The following is an 18,711-nucleotide window of genomic DNA, read 5'->3' on the forward strand; positions in this document are numbered from 1 at the left end:
CTGTTAGCTTTTACATGCCCGGGTACCTACAACCGAACGGGCCGTCGCGCGACTCTTACTTGCCCGAGGGGCTGCTCAGCGGCCCCGGCCCCGGCCCCGGCGGCCGGTGGAGACGTCGTGCTTGAAGTGCACGAACAGTCGGCCCCAGTTGTCGCCGTCCTTCTCCACCCGGTGGTAGAGCTGCTTGATGTCGCGCTGGTCGAGGAAGCGGAGGACCTTCTTCTTCAGCGCGCCGCTGCCCTTGCCGGGGATGATCTCGACGGTCGCGGCCTTCTTCTGGATCGCCTCGTCGATGATGTCCCGCAGCGCGCGGTCGATCTCGTGCCCCTTGTTGAAGATGTCGTGCAGGTCCAACTTCAGCTTCACGACGTCGATGATAGCTGTCGCCCACGTCTCACCCCGGCCCGGAAATCCGGACGATCATGCTGGGGTTGGCGGGTCTGTAGAGCTTTCCTGACAGACCTTATGGGGTGACCCGGCAATGGATGGACGTGCGGACGCCGTCGTGCTCTTCGGTGTGACCGGCGACCTCGCCGCGAAGAAGCTGATCCCCGCTCTCTACGAGCTGACCCGCCGCGGCCGCCTGGACATGCCGGTCATCGGCGTCGCCCGGTCGGCGTGGGATCACGAGCAGCTCGTCCGGACCGTGCGGAAGGCGGTCACCGAGGCGGTCGACGTGGTGGACGAGGACGCGTTCGGCGCGCTCGCGAGCCGGCTGACGATGATCTCCGGTTCGTACGGTTCGCCCGCGACCTACGCCCAGGTCAGCGCCGCTCTGGGACCGGCGCGGCGGCCGCTGTTCTATCTCGCGATCCCGCCCGCGGTGTTCCCGGACGTGGTCGGCGGGCTGACCGGGTCCGGGCTCGCGGCGCGCGGGCGGGTGATCGTGGAGAAGCCGTTCGGGCACGACCTCGCGTCCGCGACCGCGCTCGCGGTCACGCTGCGCGGTGCGTTCGACCCGGAGCGGATCTTCCGGATCGACCACTACCTGGGCAAGGAGGCGGTCGAAGGGATCACCGCGGTGCGATTCGGCAACCGGCTGCTGGAACCGGTCTGGAGCCGCGAGCACATCGACAACGTGCAGATCACGCTGGCCGAGGAGTTCGGCACGCAGGGGCGCGCCGGGTTCTACGACCGCAGCGGCGCGGTCCGCGACGTGCTGCAGAACCACGTACTGCAGGTGGCGGCGCTGCTCGCGATGGAGCCGGGCGGCAAGGCCGAGGAACTGCACGTGCTGCGCCGGATGCGGCCGTTGACGCCGGCCGCGACGGTCTTCGGCCAGTACGCCGGCTACGCGGACGAACCGGGCGTCGCACCGGTCTCGACGACCGAGACGTTCGTGGCGTCCACGCTGCGGATCGACACCCGCCGCTGGGCCGGTGTGCCGTTCCACCTCCGGGCCGGCAAGCACCTCGGCGCGACCGCGACCGAGGTCGTGGTGACGCTGCGGCCCGCGACGTCGGCGCTGCCCGGCGCCGCGCCGAATCTTCTGCGGCTGCGTCTCGGCCGCGGCGACGGCCTCGGTCTGACGATCAACGTCAAGGAGCCCGGGGGTACGGTCGCGGCCCGCCCGGTGCCGCTGGACGTGGACTTCGGCAGTGTGCTCGGACCGCGGCGGGAGGCGTACGAGCGGTTGATCGACGACGCGCTGGACGGGCGGCAGGACCGGTTCGCGTCCGAGGAGACGATCCTTGAGGAGTGGCGGATCGTGGCGCCGGTGCTGGACGGCAGCGTGCTGCCCCGCCCGTACGAGCGGGGCAGCTGGGGCCCGGAGACGGCCGGCACGCGGCCGACCGGCGGGTGGCACCCGCTATCGGGTCAGGTCCGTCAGCGGGACTGACTCGTCGGACAGCCGGTCCAGGTCGACCTTCCGGCCGGCCAGCCCGGCGCGGATCAGGTCCTGGATCTGGTCCTGCACGTCCCAGACGTTCAGGTTCATGCCGGCGGCCACCCGGTCGCCGGCCAGCCAGAACACGATCGCCTCGCGCGCGGTCAGGTCACCGCGGACCACCACCCGGGTCTCGACGCCGGGCGGGACCCAGCCGGCGTACTCCATGCCCAGGTCGAACTGGTCGGTGAAGAAGAACGGCAGCCGGTCCCACGGCGTGCCGCGGCCCAGCATCGCGCGGGCCGCGGCCGGGCCTGAGTCCAGCGCGTTCGCCCAGTGCTCGACCCGGACGCGCGCGCCGAGCAGCGGGTGGTCGACCGCGGCCACGTCGCCGGCCGCGAAGATCATCGGGTCGCTCGTGGTGTGCAGGGCGTTCACGTGCACACCGTCGCCGGTCGCCAGGCCCGCCTCCGCGGCCAGTTCATCGTTGGGTACGGCGCCGATCGCGACCAGGACCGCGTCCGCGGGCAGCGTCGTGCCGTCGTCGAGGACCACCCGGTCCGGCAGGATCTCGGTGGCGTGCGCGCCGAACCGGAACTCGACGCCGTGCGCGCGGTGCAGGTCCGCGAAGACCTGCGCGACCGTGTCGCCGAGCACCTTGCGCAGCGGCAGCCGGTCCGGCGTCACCACGGTCACCTGCGCGCCGCGCTGCCGGGCCGCGGCCGCGACCTCCATGCCGATCCAGCCCGCGCCGACGATGACCAGGCGGGCGTTCTTCTCGATCGCGGCGTGGAAATGGTCGGAGTCCGCGCGGGTGCGGAACGTGTGGGTGAACGTCTCCGCCCGGTCCGGGCGGCGCGGCATCGCACCGGTGGCGAGCAGCAGGCGGTCGTAGCCGACGTCCTCGCCGGAGGCGGTGCGCACGACGCGGGCGGCCCGGTCGATGCCGGTGACGACCGCGCCGAGGCGCAGGTCGACGTCGTTGTCCGCGTACCAGTTCTCGGCGTGGACGAACGGCTCGTCGGGGGCGGTGGTGCCGAGGAGGAGGCCCTTGGAGAGCGGGGGACGCTCGTACGGGCGGAGGAGTTCGGCGCCGAGCAGCGTGATCCGGCCGCCGAAGCCCTCGGAGCGGAGGGTCTCGGCGGCCTTCGCGCCGGCAAGCCCGGCGCCGGCGATGACGATCGATTCAGGTTCGGACATGGTTGTGGTTCTACCCGTGCGCGGCCCGTTCCGCTCGCTCAGCTCATCAGCCGCTTGTCATCCTCATCCGCTGGTCAGTTCCGACAGCTCGCGGCTGATCGCGTCGGCGACGTTGCGGCGCTGCCACTGGCGGGCGAACGCGTCCGGCGGCACCACCTGCACCGGGCAGACCGCATGCGACACGCAGTAACCGGCGACCGACCGCCGGAACAGCCGCCGCCACCAGCGTTGCGGCGTCCGCCCGACGAACAGCACGTCGTCCTCCCGCGCGTAGTCGACCAGCGCCGCACCGGGCCGGTCGAGCACGGTCACGGAATTGATCTGCACGTCCGCCGGCATCCCGCCGAGCGCGTCCGCGAAACACTCCCGGATCAGCTGCCGGGCCGCGTCCCGCCCGCGCACGTACACCGCGTCCGTACCGTCGAGATCCCAGGCGCGCACCGCCCGCAGCGGCACGCCACGTCGCCGCGCCTCCGCCACCGCCAGGCGCAGCGCCCGCAGGCCGGTCAGCGACGGCGAGACGCCGACGATGACACGCGGACCCACCGAGTCGGCCAACACTCTGCCCTCCGTCCCGTCCGCCCGTCACCCTCCACGCCGATGCGCCGGCGGACGTGCCGCATCACAAGACACAACGATCGAGCGACACGGGGTGCCCACCCGTTCCCGCTCCGTCGTCATGCAGACGGTAAGCCAGCACACCCCTCTCTGGTAAGGCCCGAATTCCATCGATCCGTGACGGGACCTTCGACCCAGCGTCCCGGGCCGTGGGTCACTGCCCGTTTCGTCCCTCGAGCGCCAGGCCGAAGCGCGCGACGCTGGCTCGGCCGGTGTCCAGTCCGGCCAGGAGTTGTTCGACGACGGCGGCGGAGCGGCCGTCGTGCAGGCGGCGGAAGAGGCGGGCCGCGTTCGAGGAGAGCGGCCCGTGCGCTGTCCGGCCGGCCTTGTGCGGTGAGCAGGACGCCACGTGCCCAGCTGAGCCGGGCGTCGAGTGTGGTGATCACGTCGGTCGGGTCGTCGTCGCGGCGGAGCGTGGCCAGCAGGGTGAGGGCCTGGTACCACTCGGTCTCGCCCTGGGGGAGAAGGGCCGGGGTGTGGGCGGAAGATCAGACAGCGTCCGGTATGGTTCTGCCTCGGCGCTATTGGCTGGGTCGGCGGCCGCCGGCGTTCGTGAACGTGCTTTTCGGGCCGCGATTATCGCCTCCGCGGCAAAATGGATTACGAGTGCGATGCCTGTGGCCAGCGTTGTGCCGTCCGGTTCGTTCACCATCCGTGCGACGGCAATGTTGAGAATGGCGACGATGAGCGGGACGCGAACGTAGGCGGGTAATCGACCGAAACGCGAGATCATCAGGCGGCACACGCTTCCTCCATGATCATCGTTCTGTTCGGTGCCGCCCGCACAGTGTCGCTGCGTCGATCCGACAATTCAATTGCCTGTGTCGCCCCCACTTTTTGCCGGGATTCCCGTCTGAAGTTCTTCCGTGTCTTCGGACTTTTCTTTCATTGCGGGCCCGACTCGTGTTCGGGTGTCCGCCGGCGCCATCATTCGTGACCCCGGAAAAAGAATCATGGTGGTGCAGCCTACCTATAAGGAAGATTGGGAGATTCCCGGCGGATGTATTGAGCCGGACGAGTCGCCCGCGGCCGCCTGCCGGCGTGAGTTGCGGGAGGAGTTGGGGGCTGGAGGAGCCGGCGATCGGCCGGTTGCTGTGCGTCGACTGGGTTCCGCCGGCGTCGCCGTGGGGCGGCGCACTGAGCTTCGTCTTCGACGGAGGCCGCCTGACGGACGCGGAGATCGCGCGCATCCGCCTGCCCGCGGCGGAGTTGAGGACTTTCGAGTTCATCGCGCCCTCGGCCGTCGACGACCGGCTGATCCCGCGACTCGCCCGCCGCGTGCACGCCGGCCTGCACGCGGTCGACGATCCGGCCGCGCCGGTCTACCTCGAGAGCGGTTTCGCCGCCGTCGTCCGTACCGCCTGATTCCCCACCCGATCCGCCGCCGCCCGTCCTCGGGCGGCGGCTTGACATCATGCAGGTGATTGCCTGCATAATGCTGGTCATGGATCGGGTGTTCAAAGCGCTCGCCGACCCCACCCGTCGCCGTCTCCTCGACAGCCTTCGCGGCCGGGACGGCCAGACGCTCGGTGAGCTCTGTGCCGGCCTCGACATGGCGCGGCAGTCCGCCACCCAGCATCTCGGGGTGCTGGAGGAGGCGAACCTGATCAGCACCGTGCGGCGGGGGCGGGAGAAGGTGCACTACCTGAATCCTGTGCCGATCAACGAGATCCGGCGGCGGTGGATCGCGGCGTTCGACGAGCCGCGGCTGGCGGTGCTGGAAGCGATCAAGGAGCGTGCGATGGTTCCGGACTATGTGTACGTCACCTACATCCGCAGCACCGCGGAGCGGGTGTGGGCGGCGCTGACCGATGCCGACCTCACGGCGGCGTACTGGGGGCACAGCAACCGGTCGGACTGGCAGCCCGGGTCCACCTGGGAGCATCTGCGCACGGACGGGTCCGGGATCGCGGACGGCGGCGGCGTGGTCGTGGCGAGCGAGCCGCCGCGCCGGCTGGTCATCACGTTCGGGATGCCGGGGGAGCGGGTGGCGGACGGCGCGTCCACGGTTACGTTCGAGGTCGAGCCGTGGCAGGAGATCGTGCGGCTGACCGTGACGCACACCCGGCTGCCGTCCGACGAGGACCGGGCGGCGGTCTCGCTGGGCTGGCCGGCCGTGCTGGCGAACCTGAAGTCGCTGCTGGAGACCGGCGAGGTGCTGCCGCAGGCGCCGTGGGAATGGCCGGGCACGAACGGATAACCGATATTCCCGCTTCCGGCGTGCGGGCGATCCGCATGCTCCCGCGGGCAAACCGCGCGGTGTCTCCGCCTTCGCTCGACGCCGCGTCGGAGCCGGTTTCGTACCCGGTCACCGAAGAGCCGCGAGCAGTGTCGCACATGAATCCCAGCCGCGTCGCGGCTATTGGGAAGGGGATAGAAGAGAGCGGACGACGGGATTCGAACCCGCGACCCTCACCTTGGCAAGGTGATGCGCTACCAGCTGCGCTACGTCCGCGTATCTGCCCGGGGTTGTTGTCCCGGCGACACAGAGAACTCTAGAGCATCCCGTTCATCGACGGGACACCGGGCTCCCATTTCGGTACGCGTCGATCACCGTACGTACGCGAGGTGCCGGAACGATCCGGACATCCGGTGCGTGAATGCCGCTGCTCGGCCATCGTGATGCGAGCGTCCGATTGAGATGATGGCGAGCGTGCGATGGTCACGGACTCGACGCCTCGCGATCGCCGGGGGCCTGACCCTCGCGACACTTCTGACGGCCGGGCTCGGTCTCCTGCTGAGCCGGCTGGGCCTGGAACGCGCCGATCAGCTCTCCAGCGTCCTCGCGATGTTCATCGGCCTTCTCGCGCTGGGGGCGGCGGTGTTCGCGCTCCGTAAGGATCGCGCGGGAGCTGGCCGTGCGATGCGGCGGCAGCACCCCACGGCCTGGGGACGTCGTCCGCTCTCCGAGGAATTGCGCCGATATCTCCTGGACGCGGAAGCCGCCGCGGACCGGTCGCCGAGCCGGTTGCTCGAGGAACGCCGCACCGAGGTGCACGCCATTTATGTGCGGCAACGGGTCGAGCAGCCCGGTACGGCGGTCCCTGAGGAGGAACGGCCGGGCCAACGGCACCGTGTCGCCCGGCGCCCGGACGGCTGGCTGTTCCTGCCGTTCAGCCAGCAGCCCCGGGTGATCCCCGTCCGGCGTCCGCTGGAGAAGGTGTTCGACCAGCACCGGCATCTGCTGATCGAGGGCGGCCCGGGCACCGGCAAGTCGACGACGGCCGGCCAGGTCTGCCGTCAGCTTGCCGCGTCCTGGCTGTCGGCGGACGAGAGCGGCCGGGAACTTTCCGCGAAGCCGCTGCTGCCGGTGCTCGTGACCGCGCGGGCGCTCGCCGAGCGGATGGATCGGGACTGGGCGGGCGCGCTGTCCGAGGCGGCGTTCGACAACATGGGCCTGAGCAGCCGGGGCCACATCGACCCGGCACTGCTGAACGAGCCGGTCGGCGACGCCGAGTGGATGGTCGTCGTCGACGGCCTGGACGAGGTGCCGAGCGACGAACTCGACCGGTTCGTGATTCGGTTGTCGAGGTGGACGTCGAGCGCAGGCGGCCCGCACCGATTACTGATCACCACCCGTCCGCTGGCCGGTCATGTGACCTCGATGCTCGGCACCGGCCTGATCGGGCACTACACCCTGCTGCCGTTCGACCGGCAACTGCTCGCCGATTTCGCACACCGATGGTTCGCGCCGTACCGCGACGGCCCCGACCGGGCGGCCGCGTTCCTCTCCCAGGTGGCCTCCAGCGGTCTGCACGAACTGGCCTCCGTGCCGCTGATGGCGACCATCGCGATCCGGCTGTTCGAGTCCGCTCCTCAGGTGGGCCTCCCGCGCAACCGGCACGACCTCTACGAGAACTACCTGCGCTGGCTGCGCGAGCGAAACCACAACCGGCGTGTGGCCGGGCGCGCGAACCTCCTGGCCGATCTCGCCGGAGAGCCGAATGCCGCCGCCGTGGTCGAGGCGATCTACGACCGTACCGACGACCTGCTCGAAGAAATCGCCCGAACGCGCGTCGAGAGCCGCCGTTCCCTGGTGCGCACCGCGGTGGACCGCCTGACCTCCGAGGCGGGCCCGGTCGCCGGTCTCCCGGAGCACGACTGGGGCACCCTGGTGGAGAAGGCGCTGGTCAGCACCGGCCTCTTGAGTCACCGGGACAGCGGCCCGGACTTCATCCACCTGACGTTCGCGGAACACTTCGCGGCTCGCCGCTACGCACGCGAGCTGTCCGAGGTCTTCAGGCCCAGCGACCGGGCCTGGCAATCATGGCTCCATCGTGCGGTGTACGAAGATCCTCTCGCGACGTCGGTCCTGACTCGGTGGACCCGCGGCCGGTCCACCGAGCCATTGCTCGCCTGGCTGCTGGGACACGTTCGTCAGCAGCAGATGATCGCGGTGCGCCTGGTTGCCGAGGGCGCGTCGGCCACCGACGACCAGCTGAGGTCGTGCCTGGATGTGGTGAGCCTTGGCCTGTGGGGTGCCTCGTCGGTCGACGCGGCCGAGGTGCTGGCACCGGTCCGCCGCTTTCCGCTCGTGCCGCTGGTCGCGCGCTGGCTCGAAGAGCAGCTCGCCGTTGCCCCGGCCGGCTCCGAGCAGTGGGCCTCACTGGCCGCCGTCCTCGCCGATCGCGATCGAGACCGGCGGCCGCAGCTCATCGATGCGCTGATGGCCGCCACGCACAGCGACCGGGCCATCGGCGACCGGGTAGCGGTGGCCAAAGCGCTCGTCGACGTGGCACCGGCACGCGGTGGCGAGGTCGCCGCGAGTTTCATCGCTCTGCTGGAACCAGGCGTGATCGTCGACGCGTCCGCCCGGGGAAACCTGGCGACCTTTCTCCTCGACTACGAGGGCGCACCCAGGGACGCCGCACTTGCCGCACTGACCACCATCCTGCGGGACGTCACCGCGGCTCTCTCCGACCGGCAGGCCGCGGCCGAGGCACTGGCGGAGTGGAACGGCGAGACGCGCAGTGTGATCGTCGCCGAATTGCGCGGTGCACTGTCACTGCCGGGCTACGTGGCATTGCGGACGAAAGCCGCCGCCGCGTGTGCGATCGCGGCGATCGCGCCGGAGCAGCGCACCGAGATGGCCGCCGTGATCCGCGGCTATCTCGGCCGGAGCGATCTGGAACGACTAGAAGTTCTTCCTATCGTTGAGCTGCTGGCCGATCTCGATCCAGCTTCTCGGCAGTACGTGGTCGACTTCTTGGAGCGCGCGGCTTCCGCTCCGACCGCATCCGCTTTCGATCGGCTCCGAATGGCCGTGCGAATTGTGCGATTCGGCGATGAGCTGTGGCATGCCGGACTAAGGATTGTGGCAGACGTCCTCAGGATCAGTAATGTGCTCGACTCGTATTCCAACTTGGACTTGCGGAGTTTTCGTGATCTGGACAGGGAGTTCGTCCAGCAATTGGTTGCTCTTGTTGCCGCCGTTGCTGAGGAGGTGGAAGCTGAGCCGACAACGGCGAGCTGGATCCGGTCGACTGCTGCCTGCTTTGATCCGAGTTTCCGAGATGACGTAGATGTTGTTGTGTCGGCTTTGAGTGGCCCCGGTTTGACGGTCTGGGAGCTGTACTCGGTGCAGAGTCGAGTACGTGATTGTTCGCCTCTTGTGGTGGACGGTGTTGTGGGTATGATCAAGTCTCTGGCATTCGGCGGCGTGGCTGACCTTAGCGAGGAACGGGCTGCCGGGCTAGCGATGGCGCTGGGCAATGAGGACGTCGAAGGACGCCGCGCATACGTCGATCTCGTGCGACGCGTGATGCTGGACCGGGGGGCGGGGCCGGATGCGCAGGTCAACGCCGCGTTGAACTTGTGCGGTATCCCCGGGTATGAAGGTGAGGTTGCCGGAATTCTGGCGGATGTCCTGCGTGGCTCTGATGCTATGCGGATGTGGCCTTCCGAATGGATGTACCGGATCGTGGGTGTGCCCGCCTACGGGCAGTTCGCCAAAGTTATTCTCGATGAATCGCTTGAGGGGGCGCACCTGCCGCACTTCGAGCGTGTCGCGGTTCTTAACAAATTCAGTGAGGATTTTGCGACGCATGATCAGACGGTTGCAATCGAGAAGTTGCGGCGGCTTGCGCATGATCGTACCAATACTACTCAGGATTTGGTGGCCATTAGTTCCTGCCTGTCGGCAATGGTGCCCGGCCGAGGAATTGATGCTGCCCTCCGCGGACTGCTCAATGATGTGGACAGGCCTGTCGAGGACCGCCTCATGGTGGCCGTATTCCTGGACAAGGAGCCAGGCGGCGGAGTGGAGGCTCGGGATTTCCGATTGGGGGTGTCGCGCGACGATTTCGTCAGTTTGAGTAGTCGTCAGCTGGCACTTCGCCAACTGGCCGACCCGGAGATCGACGGTTCGGAGATGCTTATCCAGACCGGGAAGGCGCTGCCGTGGATGGCGACGTACCGTGTCCCAAGGCGCATTCAAGAATTCCTGCTGCGCATGTCGTTCGATGGACGCCATGATGACCTGCAAACGCGGGTTGTGGATCTGCAACTTCGCAGTATCTCCAGTCGTGCCATCTACCCCGGAGGTGACGCCGCCGATGTCCTGGCTCGCGTGGACAGTTGTGCGGCGACGGTACGATCCGGGCTCGCGGAACCGGTGCCGTCACCGGCACTGATCTGTGCCGCCGCCGTCATTCTGCCGCGGGAGCACGCGAAGGTCGCCGCCGCGATCCAGAGGGTTGTCGCGGAGCGGAGCAGCACGCCGGTGGAGCGTCGCCGGCTTCTGTCACTGCAGCTCAGCCTGGTACCGGCGGAACGTCCGGCAGCACTCGGCATCCTGCGTGCGTCGGCCCATCGCGTCAACGCCGAAGACCGGCTGCAGCCACCGTCGCTCGACGCCATCGAGGCAGCGGAAACCCTCCTCTCCGTGGTCGCGCAGCGAGAGTTCGCCGCCGCCGCGCTCGCCGCCGTGATGGCGGATACCGGTGAAACCACAAGCCGCCGTCGGGCGGCGTGCGAGTCGCTGGCCACGCACGGCGGCGGGCCACAGGCCCGGCGCCGAGCCGCAGCGTTCTTCACGGCGCAGACCGATAGCACGCAGCTGTCGATCCCGGCGCGGTGTGCCGCGGCTGAGCACCTCCGCTCGGCGGCAGCCGGCACACATGCGGCGGTCGCCGGGCGGCTGCGTGACTGGCTCGCCGCGGCCGATGCGGCCGAGGATCGGGCTCAGGTCCTGCGGTCCTTGCTGGACTGGGATCCGAACGACGACGACGCGCTCAACGGCTTGCTCACGATCGTCGCCAGCGCGGACGCGCCCGGCCGGGTGAGATCGCATGTCGCGCGGATGCTCGCCCAGCGATCGCCGGTGCACCGGCGCGCGCTCGGGACCGTGCTGGAGCGACTCCTCGACGATGGTGTCCCGCCGGTCCAGCGTGCGGCGTTCCGTGCCGCGCTGGCCGAAGCGTTCCCGGACACCAGGGGCGCCGCCATCGCCGACCTGACAGCGATCGCGACGGACGACCGTCAGCCGCCGGTCATCCGGGTGGACGCCGCGCGAATGCTGCGCGACCTGGGCTCCGTCGCGTCGGTCCGCACGGGTTACCTGACCCTGTACGCGATCTTCGTGGACGGCGCGCAGCCCGGTCATGCGCGCATCCAGGCCGGTGAGACCCTGATGAACGCTCCCGGACCCAAGCTGCGAGAGGTCTACGACCGCATGCTCGACCTGGACACCGCCCACGCCGACGATCGGCTCGCCGCCGCCGTAGCGGTGCTGCGGTACATCGGCCCACCGCCCGCGATTCTCGTGCATGACCTGCGGCAGCCCGCCGACGTGGCGGTCCGGCGGGCGCTGCTGTCACCGGACCTGTCACCGCACCGCATGTTGCCCGCCGCCGTCGCGCTCGGCGAACTGGGCGATGCCGAGTGCCGCCAGGCCGCGGTGGCCACGCTGGAGAAGCTGGCCGACGACGACACCGCCCGCCCCTGGCTGCGGTATGCCGCGATCGCGGCCATTCCGGCGATCACTTTCGACCGGGTGGCGGAGCGCACCGGACGCCTCTGGGCCGTGGTGACCGACGACGGGCAGCCGCTGGATCACCGCCGCTGGGCCGCGGAGGCGTTCGCCGGCATCGCCGGGTTGCTGCGGCGCCCCGCTCGCGATGCGTTGCGGGCGCTGGACGGTGAGCATCTGGAACCGCGAGCGCGCCGTCGTCTCCGTCGCTCCATCGCCTACATCGACAACGAGGAGCGCTGGATTCCCGGCACGAGCGAATCGCACGAGGTGGCGGGCAGCGGCCGGGCGGGGACAGCGAGCGGCTAGCGTGAGCGGTGGAAGGGGAGGTGGGTGTGGCGCACTGGCTCGTGCAGGCGAATGTGGCCGCGTGGCGGGAACGGGCCGATCGGGAGGTGCGGGAGTGGTGCGTCAAGCGCTACCGCGATCGGGTGACGCCGGGGGATGACGTCGTGCTGTGGCTGACCGGTGGGGTCGGGGTGGTGGCGGTCGGGCGGGTGACCGGGGTGCCGTATCGGTGGGGTGACGGGTCCTGGCATGCGCCGGTCGAGTTCTCGCGCCGCTTCTTCGACGCGCCGGTGAGCCGTGCGGAGCTGAAGGGCGACCCGGACTTCGCGGGCAGCGCGATCCTCCGCATGCCCGGTGCGGCCAACCCGTTCCCGGTTACCGACCGGGAGTGGCAGGCGATCCGGAAGCATGACGCCGCCCGCACCTGATCGAGGTGCGGGCGGCGTACCGGGGGAAGGGGTTCAGCCCTTGACGCCGCCGGCGATCAGGTCGAGTTTCCAGTAGCGCTGGAGGAAGAGGAACAGCGCGAAGATCGGGATGATCGACAGCAGGGCGCCGGTGATGACCAGGGTGTAGAGCGCGGGCTGGGAGGCGCCGCGGTTGAGCAGGGAGTAGAGGCCGACGGTGAGCGGGAAGCGGTCGTCGTCGGCCAGCATGATGTAGGGCAGCAGGAAGTTGTTCCAGATGCCGATGAACTGCAGCAGGAACACGGTGACCAGGCCGGGCATCATGACCGGCAGGCCGATCGACCACAGCATGCGGAACTCGCCGGCGCCGTCCACCCGCCCGGCCTCGAGCATCTCGTCGGGGATCGACGCGGACGCGTAGACCTGGCAGAGGTAGATGCTGTACGGGCTGATCACGCTGGGCAGGATGACCGACCAGTACGTGCCGACCAGGCCGGCCGAGGAGAGCAGCAGGTACTGCGGGATGGACAGCGTGATGCCGGGGACCAGCACCCCGGCCAGCAGCGAGCCGAGGATCAGCTTCTGGCCGCGGAACCGGTACTTCGCCATCGCGTACCCGCAGGCGGCGGAGATGACCACGGTGAGCAGCGCGCCGCCGCCGGCGTAGATCAGGCTGTTCAGCGTCCACGTCCAGAACCGGCCGTCGCCGAACTCGTTCAGCGTGCGTACGTTCTCCATGAAGCCGCCGTTGAAGCTGGGGAAGCCGGAGAACGTGGTGAACAGCTCGCCCGGGCCCTTGGTGGACGCGAACACGAGCCAGATGACCGGCGCGATCGAGTAGAGCGCGCCGAGCAGCAGCAGGATCGTCGGAACGATCTTGACCCGAGTGGCGGGACGCTTCACGACGACCTCCGGGCACGGAACCGGAACACGGCCAGCGCGGCCACGGACAGCAGGACGGTGATCAGCGCGAGCAGCACGGACGTGGCCGCGCTCAGGTAGATGTCGTTCTCGATGAAGCCCTGCTGGTAGATGCGCATCAGCGGGACCCAGTCCGGCGTGATCGAGTTGGTCATGGACTTGACCGTGTTCGGCTCGCTGAAGACCTGGAGCATGCCGATCAGCGAGAACACCGACGTCATGATCAGGGCGGGCGCGAGCAGCGGGATCTTGATCTTCCAGGCGATCTGCCACTCGGACGCACCGTCGATCTTCGCGGCCTCGTAAACCTCGGCCGGCATCGCACGCAGTGCGGTGTAGAGCACGACCATGTTGAAGCCGACCGAGCCCCAGATCGCGATGTTCGCGATCGAGAAGTAGATCGACACGTCACCGAAGAAGTCCGGCGCGGGCACGCCCAGTTCGGTGGCGACCCGGTTGATCGGGCTGACCGCGGGCAGGTACGTGAAGCCCCACAGCACCGAGGCGATGACGCCCGGCACCGCGTACGGCAGGAAGATCGACAGACGGGAGAAGCTCTTCAGCCCGACCTTCGGCACGTCCAGCATGAGCGCGAACGACAGGGCCAGGCCCATCGTGACCGGCACCATGATGACGCCGTACGCGAGCATGCGGACCAGCGCCTCGTACATGGCCGAGTCGGTGATCGCGGAGAGGTAGTTCTCCAGACCCACGAACACCTCGGTGCGCACACCGAAACCCCGGCCGCGCACGCGCATGGCGTGCAGGCTGAGCCAGATCGCGTAGCCGATGGGGACGAGGAAGAAGGCGATGAACAGCAGGACGGCGGGCGCGGCCATCAGGTACGGCGCCGCGCCGGGCCCGCGCAGGCGTCGGCGCCGTGTCGAGACAGTGGTCATGTTTCATCCGTTCCGGCGGGGACGGCCCGCCGCCGCCCGGGACGGACGGTGGCGGGCCGAGAAGATCAAGCGACCTGGTAGCCCTGCTTCTTGAGGTCGTCGACCGAGGTGGTCTGCACCTGGTCCGCGACGGCTGCGAAGTCGGTCTTGTTCTTCACCGCGGTCGGCAGCAGGTCCTCGAACGCGCCGTACGTGACGTTCGTGTTCGGGCCCCAGCTGTCGAAGCCACGTGCGGTCTTCGCGATCGCGGCTGCGGCGGTGTAGTAGTCGCTCTGGTTGCTCATGAACTCGGGCGCGTTGCCGAGCATGTCCGAGCCCTGGCCGGCGGTGGCCGCCGGGTACAGGCCGATCTTCACGAGTGCGGCCAGCGCCTCCGGGTCCGCGGTGATCCACCGCGCGAACTTCGCGGCCTGGGCCTTCTGCTTCGACGTGGTGGAGACGCCGGTCGACGAACCGCCCCAGAAGCCGGTGACGTTCTCGCCCGCGGTCCACTGCGGCAGCGGCGCGACCTTCCACGTGCCCTTGGTGCCCGGGGCGACGCCGGCGAGCACACCGGCCCCCCAGACCGCGCTCGGCCACGCGATGATCGTGCCGTCGCCCATCTGCGCGTTCCACTGTGGCGTGTACATCGGGTCACCGAGGATGTCGCCGGAGTTCACCAGACCGCTCCAGAACGCGAGCATCTTCTTGGTGGCCTCGTCGTTGATGCCGACGGTCCAGGCGTCGTTCGCGTTGCTCCACCAGTTCGCGCCGGCCTGCTGCGCGAACCCGGCCAGCCAGCCCGCGTCACCGGGGGAGAACGTGGTCAGGTACTTCTTGCTGTCCTTCTGCCGGACCGCCTTCGCGAGCGTGGCGAACTCGTCCCACGTCTTCGGCACCGAGAGGCCCATCTCCTGGAAGATGTCCTCGCGGTAGAACAGCATCATCGGGCCGACGTCCTGCGGGATCGCGTAGGTGGCGCCGCCGAACGACGTCAGGTTCCACGTGCCCTCGGCGAACGCGGGCTTGACCGGCTCGATCACGCTGGTGATGTCCTGGAGCGCGTTGTTCGTGATCAGCGTGGGCAGCGACTGGTACTCGGCCTGGATCACGTCGGGCGCGTTGCCGGCCTTGACCGCGGTGAGGAACTTCGCGACCAGTTCGTCGCTCGCGGCCTGGCCGCTCAGCTGCACCTGCTGGGTCGGGTTCTTCGAGTTCCACAGGTCGACGACCGTCTGGATGTTCTCGGCCCAGGACCAGAAGACGATCGTGGCGGGGGCGTTCTCGTCGCCCTCGATCGCCGGAGCCGCGCCGTTCTCGCCGCCCTCGTCGTCGCCGGTGCCGCACGCGGCCAGCAGCATCGCGGCCGAGGAGGCGGCCAGCAGGGACCTTCTACGCATGATGTTCTCCGCTTTCGCAGGTGTTACCAGGGTTGTTCATCGGGTGGCCGGTGCGGTGGTGCCCGTACCGGCGTGCTGCCGCAGGATCGCGACACCACGAGGGGCGAGCGTCGCCCCGTTGTGCAGCGGGGCGCCGGTGAGCACGTCCACCGCATCCCCTTCGAAGGCCACGGAGGCGGTGCCGTCCCCGTGGTTGAGCAGAAAGAGCAGGTCGCCGCGGCGGACCGCCTCGACCCCCTCGGGAAGGTCCGTTCCGGGCACCCCGGCGTCCGCGAGGAATCGCTCCGTGAGCTCCGCGAGGGCGGCCGCGTCCGGGATCGTGCCGACGTACCAGGCGATGCCGGCGCCGAACCGGTGCCGGGTGACGGCCGGTCCGCCGTCGTCGAACGTGGCGATCACGTCGGCGCCGTCGCTGCGCAATGTCTCGGTCCAGTCGCGCGCTGTGAAACCCGGGCCGTTGAAACCGGTTTCATCGCGCCATGAGCACTGCACGGGCTGGTCGACCGGGCGCCACGCCTCGCCGGACACGCCGAGCACCTCGCGCAGCGGCGCCGGGAAACGCCCGGTGTAGAGGTGGCCCCGCGGGTCCGCGACGCCGGAGAACGGCCCGACCACGAGCACGCCGCCGTTGCGCACGTATTCGGTCAGCGCCGCGGCGTCGGTCTCGCTGAGCAGGAACAGATCAGGGGCGATGACCAGGCGGTACGGGGTGAGCGCCGACGACGGCCGGGCCAGGTCCGCGGTCACGCCCCGCCGCCAGAGCGGGTGGTAGTAATCGGTCAGCTGCTCGATCACGGACAGCCGGTCGCTGGGCCGGGCCCGCTCCTCCGCCGCCCACCAGCTGTGCCAGTCGTGCAGCAACGCGACCTGCGCGCTCACGGCCGTACCCGCGACGTCCTTGAGTTTCCGCAGTTCTCGGCCGTGCTCGCGCACCTCGGCATGGGCGGCCGTGTCCGGCCCGGCCAGCGGCACCATCGAGGAGTGGAAGCGCTCCGCGCCGAACGAGGACTGCCGCCACTGGAAGTAACAGGAGCCGTCCGCGCCGCGCGCGACCGCCTGCAACGACTCCAGGCGCAGTTGCCCGGCCGGCTTCGGCAGGTTGTGCGGACGCCAGTTGACCGCGCCGGTGGACTGCTCCATCAGCATCCACGGTGTGCCGCCGGCCAGCGAGCGCATCAGATCGTGGGTGAGCGCGGCGCGGACCGGGAAGCGCGGGTCGGTCGGGTCCGGGTACCAGTCGTTGGAGATGACGTCCTGCTCCGGGGCCCAGGACCAGTAGTCGACCGGCTTGAAGAAACCCATGTAGTTCGTGGTGACCGGCGTGCCGGGGGAGTACGCGCGGAGTACGTCCCGCTCGGCCGTGAACTGTGCCAGCAGCGCGTCCGAGCAGAACCGCGCCCAGTCCAGCTTCTGCGACGGGTTGACGATGTAGGGCGCGGTGCGGGGCGGGATGATCTCGTCCCAGCCGGAGTAGTGCTGCGACCAGAACGTGGTGCCCCATGCGTCATTAAGAGCCGATATATCGTGGTATTTCGCCTGGAGCCAGCGCCGGAAATTCGCCGCGGTCAGATCGCAGTAGCAGACCTGGCCGTACTCGTTGCCGACGTGCCACATCGCCACGGCCGGGTGACCGGCGTAGCGTTCCGCGAGCGCGGTCGTGATCTCCAATGATTTTTCGCGATACACCGGCGACGACGGGCACCACTGGTTGCGCGCACCGTAGTAGAGGGTGGTCCCGTTCTCGTCCACCGGCAGCGTCTCCGGCCAGCGGTGACCCATCCACGGCGGCGGCGACGCGGTCGGCGTGGCCAGGTCGACCGCCACACCGGCGTCGTGCATCAGGTCCAGCACCCGGTCCAGCCAGGCGAAGTCGCGCTCACCCGGCGACGGCTCCAGCCGGCCCCAGCTGAACACGCCCACGGTGACCAGGTTGACGCCGGCCGCGCGCATCAGCGCCGCGTCCTCCGCCCACACGTGCTCCGGCCACTGCTCCGGGTTGTAGTCGCCGCCGAACAGCAGGCCACGGCCCCGCGTCACGGTGTGCAGGCCGGGTCGGTCCGCGCTCACGCTCGTACCTCCGCAGAATCGTGCCGCGGCGCGGCGGAACTGTCGCCGATCACCAGACGGCACGGCACCAGCTCCCCACCGGGCGGCGGGCCCGCGGTGTCGTCCGCGAGCTGCTCGATCAACATCTGTGCACCACGTCGGCCGAGCTCCAGGCTCGGCGGCTCCAACGTGGTCAGCCGCGGCCGGAACATGCCCGCGACCTGCGCTGACGTCAGCACCATCACGACCGTCAGATCCCCGGGTACGTGCAGTCCCCGGTGCTCCGCCGCCTCCAGCACGCCGACGGCCGCCTGGTCGGAGAAGACCGCCACGGCCGTGACCGCCGGGTGTGTGGCCAGCAGCCCGTCCAGTGCGGCCCGGCCCTGCTCCGCGGTGTCGGCGTCGAAGCCGTCCACGTAGCTCACCCCAGCGGCCGCGGCCGCGGCCGCGATCTCCTCGCCGATCCGGACGACCGGCCCGTACTCCCCGGCGTAGGCGTCCCGCGTGTGGTTGATGAACGCCATCGCGCGATGGCCGAGCCCGGTCAGGTGTGCCACCACGTCCGCGCCGAGCCGGGCGAAGTCGATGTCCACGAACCACAGCCGCTCCGGGAGCCGGGTACGGCCGATCAGCGCGAACGGCACGTTCTGCTCGGTCAGCAGCGCGACCCGCTCGTCGTCCAGCCGGACCTCCATCAGCAGCACGCCGTCGAGGAGCCCGGTGCCGGTCAGGTAGCGCAACTCGTCCAGCGGGTCCGCGTTCTCCGGGGAGAGCAGCAGGTGGTAGCCGAGCTCGCTGGCGGCCGCGGCCGCACCGGTCGCGAACTGCATCTCGGTCAGGCCGAACCCGCCGGACGGCGCCGGGTAGTGCAGCGCCAGGATCCGGGTCCGCTTCGAGACCAGGCCACGGGCCAGCACGTTCGGCCGGTAGCCCAGCTCCGCGGCCGCGGCCAGGATCCGGCGCTTCGTCTCGGCCGCGACCGGACGCGTGCCGTTCAGCGCGGCGGACGCGGTGGAGACCGCGACATTCGCCCGCGTGGCTACGTCCCGTAGCGAACCCATGCGCCACCGATCCTCGTCGTCCGTTGGCCGTCGAAACGTTTCGCAAAAGCTAGGCCTGTGACTCTGAACATGTCAATGGCGTTACGTGAACAATT

Annotated in this window: 14 protein-coding genes, 1 tRNA gene and 1 pseudogene; 6 read left to right on the forward strand and 10 right to left on the reverse strand. The window is 69.5% G+C overall.

From position 1 onward, the window contains the following. Positions 1–75: 75 nt before the first annotated feature. On the reverse strand, positions 76–366 hold the full coding sequence (locus J2S42_RS37550; RefSeq protein ID WP_307247127.1) for a Smr/MutS family protein: 291 nt from the start codon (positions 364–366) through the stop codon (positions 76–78). 115 nt (positions 367–481) lie between these two features. On the opposite strand from J2S42_RS37550, the gene zwf reads away from it, so the two are divergent. After that, positions 482–1,840, forward strand: a complete 1,359-nt coding sequence (zwf, locus tag J2S42_RS37555) for a glucose-6-phosphate dehydrogenase (RefSeq protein WP_307247129.1) — start codon at positions 482–484, stop codon at positions 1,838–1,840. Here zwf and J2S42_RS37560 read toward each other — a convergent pair. The 3 genes from J2S42_RS37560 to J2S42_RS37570 all read right to left on the reverse strand — a co-directional run bounded on the left by J2S42_RS37560 (position 1,811) and on the right by J2S42_RS37570 (position 3,995). Beyond that, the gene (locus J2S42_RS37560) at positions 1,811–3,028 is read right to left on the reverse strand and encodes an NAD(P)/FAD-dependent oxidoreductase (RefSeq protein WP_307247131.1); all 1,218 of its coding nucleotides are present in this window, start codon (positions 3,026–3,028) and stop codon (positions 1,811–1,813) included. The genes zwf and J2S42_RS37560 overlap by 30 nt on opposite strands. A gap of 63 nt (positions 3,029–3,091) precedes the next feature. Continuing rightward, positions 3,092–3,589: a universal stress protein gene (locus J2S42_RS37565; protein ID WP_307247133.1), complete on the reverse strand. Its 498-nt coding sequence runs from the start codon at positions 3,587–3,589 to the stop codon at positions 3,092–3,094. 211 nt (positions 3,590–3,800) lie between these two features. Next, a complete protein-coding gene (locus J2S42_RS37570) occupies positions 3,801–3,995 on the reverse strand; it encodes a hypothetical protein (protein ID WP_307247136.1) in 195 nt (64 codons plus the stop codon). A 604-nt stretch (positions 3,996–4,599) separates the two neighbouring features. Here J2S42_RS37570 and J2S42_RS42070 point away from each other — a divergent pair. The 3 genes and pseudogenes from J2S42_RS42070 to J2S42_RS37580 form a co-directional block, all read left to right on the forward strand. Beyond that, positions 4,600–4,653 (forward strand): annotated as a pseudogene (locus J2S42_RS42070) (NUDIX hydrolase); the annotation flags it as partial. A gap of 34 nt (positions 4,654–4,687) precedes the next feature. Beyond that, positions 4,688–5,011 carry an NUDIX hydrolase gene (locus tag J2S42_RS37575; protein ID WP_307247138.1) on the forward strand — a complete coding sequence of 108 codons (324 nt, stop codon included), beginning with the start codon at positions 4,688–4,690 and terminating at the stop codon, positions 5,009–5,011. Positions 5,012–5,090: 79 nt separating this feature from the next. Beyond that, the gene (locus J2S42_RS37580) at positions 5,091–5,846 is read left to right on the forward strand and encodes an ArsR/SmtB family transcription factor (RefSeq protein ID WP_307247140.1); all 756 of its coding nucleotides are present in this window, start codon (positions 5,091–5,093) and stop codon (positions 5,844–5,846) included. Positions 5,847–6,028: 182 nt separating this feature from the next. Here the strand turns inward: J2S42_RS37580 and J2S42_RS37585 are convergent. After that, a tRNA-Gly gene (locus J2S42_RS37585) sits at positions 6,029–6,101 on the reverse strand. A 189-nt stretch (positions 6,102–6,290) separates the two neighbouring features. On the opposite strand from J2S42_RS37585, the gene J2S42_RS37590 reads away from it, so the two are divergent. Continuing rightward, the gene (locus J2S42_RS37590; protein WP_307247142.1) at positions 6,291–11,924 is read left to right on the forward strand and encodes an NACHT domain-containing protein; all 5,634 of its coding nucleotides are present in this window, start codon (positions 6,291–6,293) and stop codon (positions 11,922–11,924) included. A gap of 26 nt (positions 11,925–11,950) precedes the next feature. Further along, entirely contained in the window at positions 11,951–12,331 is a 381-nt protein-coding gene (locus J2S42_RS37595) for an EVE domain-containing protein (protein ID WP_307247144.1), read from the forward strand. A 33-nt stretch (positions 12,332–12,364) separates the two neighbouring features. Here the strand turns inward: J2S42_RS37595 and J2S42_RS37600 are convergent, their stop codons facing one another. The 5 genes from J2S42_RS37600 to J2S42_RS37620 form a co-directional block, all read right to left on the reverse strand. Beyond that, entirely contained in the window at positions 12,365–13,213 is an 849-nt protein-coding gene (locus J2S42_RS37600) for a carbohydrate ABC transporter permease (RefSeq protein ID WP_307247146.1), read from the reverse strand. Next, positions 13,210–14,130: a carbohydrate ABC transporter permease gene (locus J2S42_RS37605; protein WP_307247148.1), complete on the reverse strand. Its 921-nt coding sequence runs from the start codon at positions 14,128–14,130 to the stop codon at positions 13,210–13,212. The genes J2S42_RS37600 and J2S42_RS37605 overlap by 4 nt, the downstream gene beginning before the upstream one ends. A 65-nt stretch (positions 14,131–14,195) precedes the next feature. After that, positions 14,196–15,509: an ABC transporter substrate-binding protein gene (locus J2S42_RS37610; RefSeq protein ID WP_307247150.1), complete on the reverse strand. Its 1,314-nt coding sequence runs from the start codon at positions 15,507–15,509 to the stop codon at positions 14,196–14,198. A gap of 36 nt (positions 15,510–15,545) precedes the next feature. Beyond that, a complete protein-coding gene (locus tag J2S42_RS37615; protein WP_307247152.1) occupies positions 15,546–17,576 on the reverse strand; it encodes a beta-galactosidase in 2,031 nt (676 codons plus the stop codon). Next, complete coding sequence (locus J2S42_RS37620) at positions 17,573–18,616, reverse strand: LacI family DNA-binding transcriptional regulator (protein WP_307247154.1); 1,044 nt, start codon at positions 18,614–18,616, stop codon at positions 17,573–17,575. Before J2S42_RS37620 ends, J2S42_RS37615 begins: the two co-directional genes overlap by 4 nt. Positions 18,617–18,711: the final 95 nt, after the last annotated feature.

Origin of the sequence: Catenuloplanes indicus (genome assembly GCF_030813715.1) — a bacterium.
Lineage (GTDB): Bacteria > Actinomycetota > Actinomycetes > Mycobacteriales > Micromonosporaceae > Catenuloplanes > Catenuloplanes indicus.

What these genes read in the sequence shown, in the direction of transcription:
- J2S42_RS37590 (WP_307247142.1), top strand. Translation starts at nt 6,291, where the DNA reads ATGGCGAGCGTGCGATGGTCACGGACTCGACGCCTCGCGATCGCCGGG.
- J2S42_RS37560 (WP_307247131.1), bottom strand. Translation starts at nt 3,028, where the DNA reads ATGTCCGAACCTGAATCGATCGTCATCGCCGGCGCCGGGCTTGCCGGC.
- J2S42_RS37620 (WP_307247154.1), bottom strand. Translation starts at nt 18,616, where the DNA reads ATGGGTTCGCTACGGGACGTAGCCACGCGGGCGAATGTCGCGGTCTCC.
- J2S42_RS37610 (WP_307247150.1), bottom strand. Translation starts at nt 15,509, where the DNA reads ATGCGTAGAAGGTCCCTGCTGGCCGCCTCCTCGGCCGCGATGCTGCTG.
- J2S42_RS37580 (WP_307247140.1), top strand. Translation starts at nt 5,091, where the DNA reads ATGGATCGGGTGTTCAAAGCGCTCGCCGACCCCACCCGTCGCCGTCTC.
- zwf (WP_307247129.1), top strand. Translation starts at nt 482, where the DNA reads ATGGATGGACGTGCGGACGCCGTCGTGCTCTTCGGTGTGACCGGCGAC.
- J2S42_RS37605 (WP_307247148.1), bottom strand. Translation starts at nt 14,130, where the DNA reads ATGACCACTGTCTCGACACGGCGCCGACGCCTGCGCGGGCCCGGCGCG.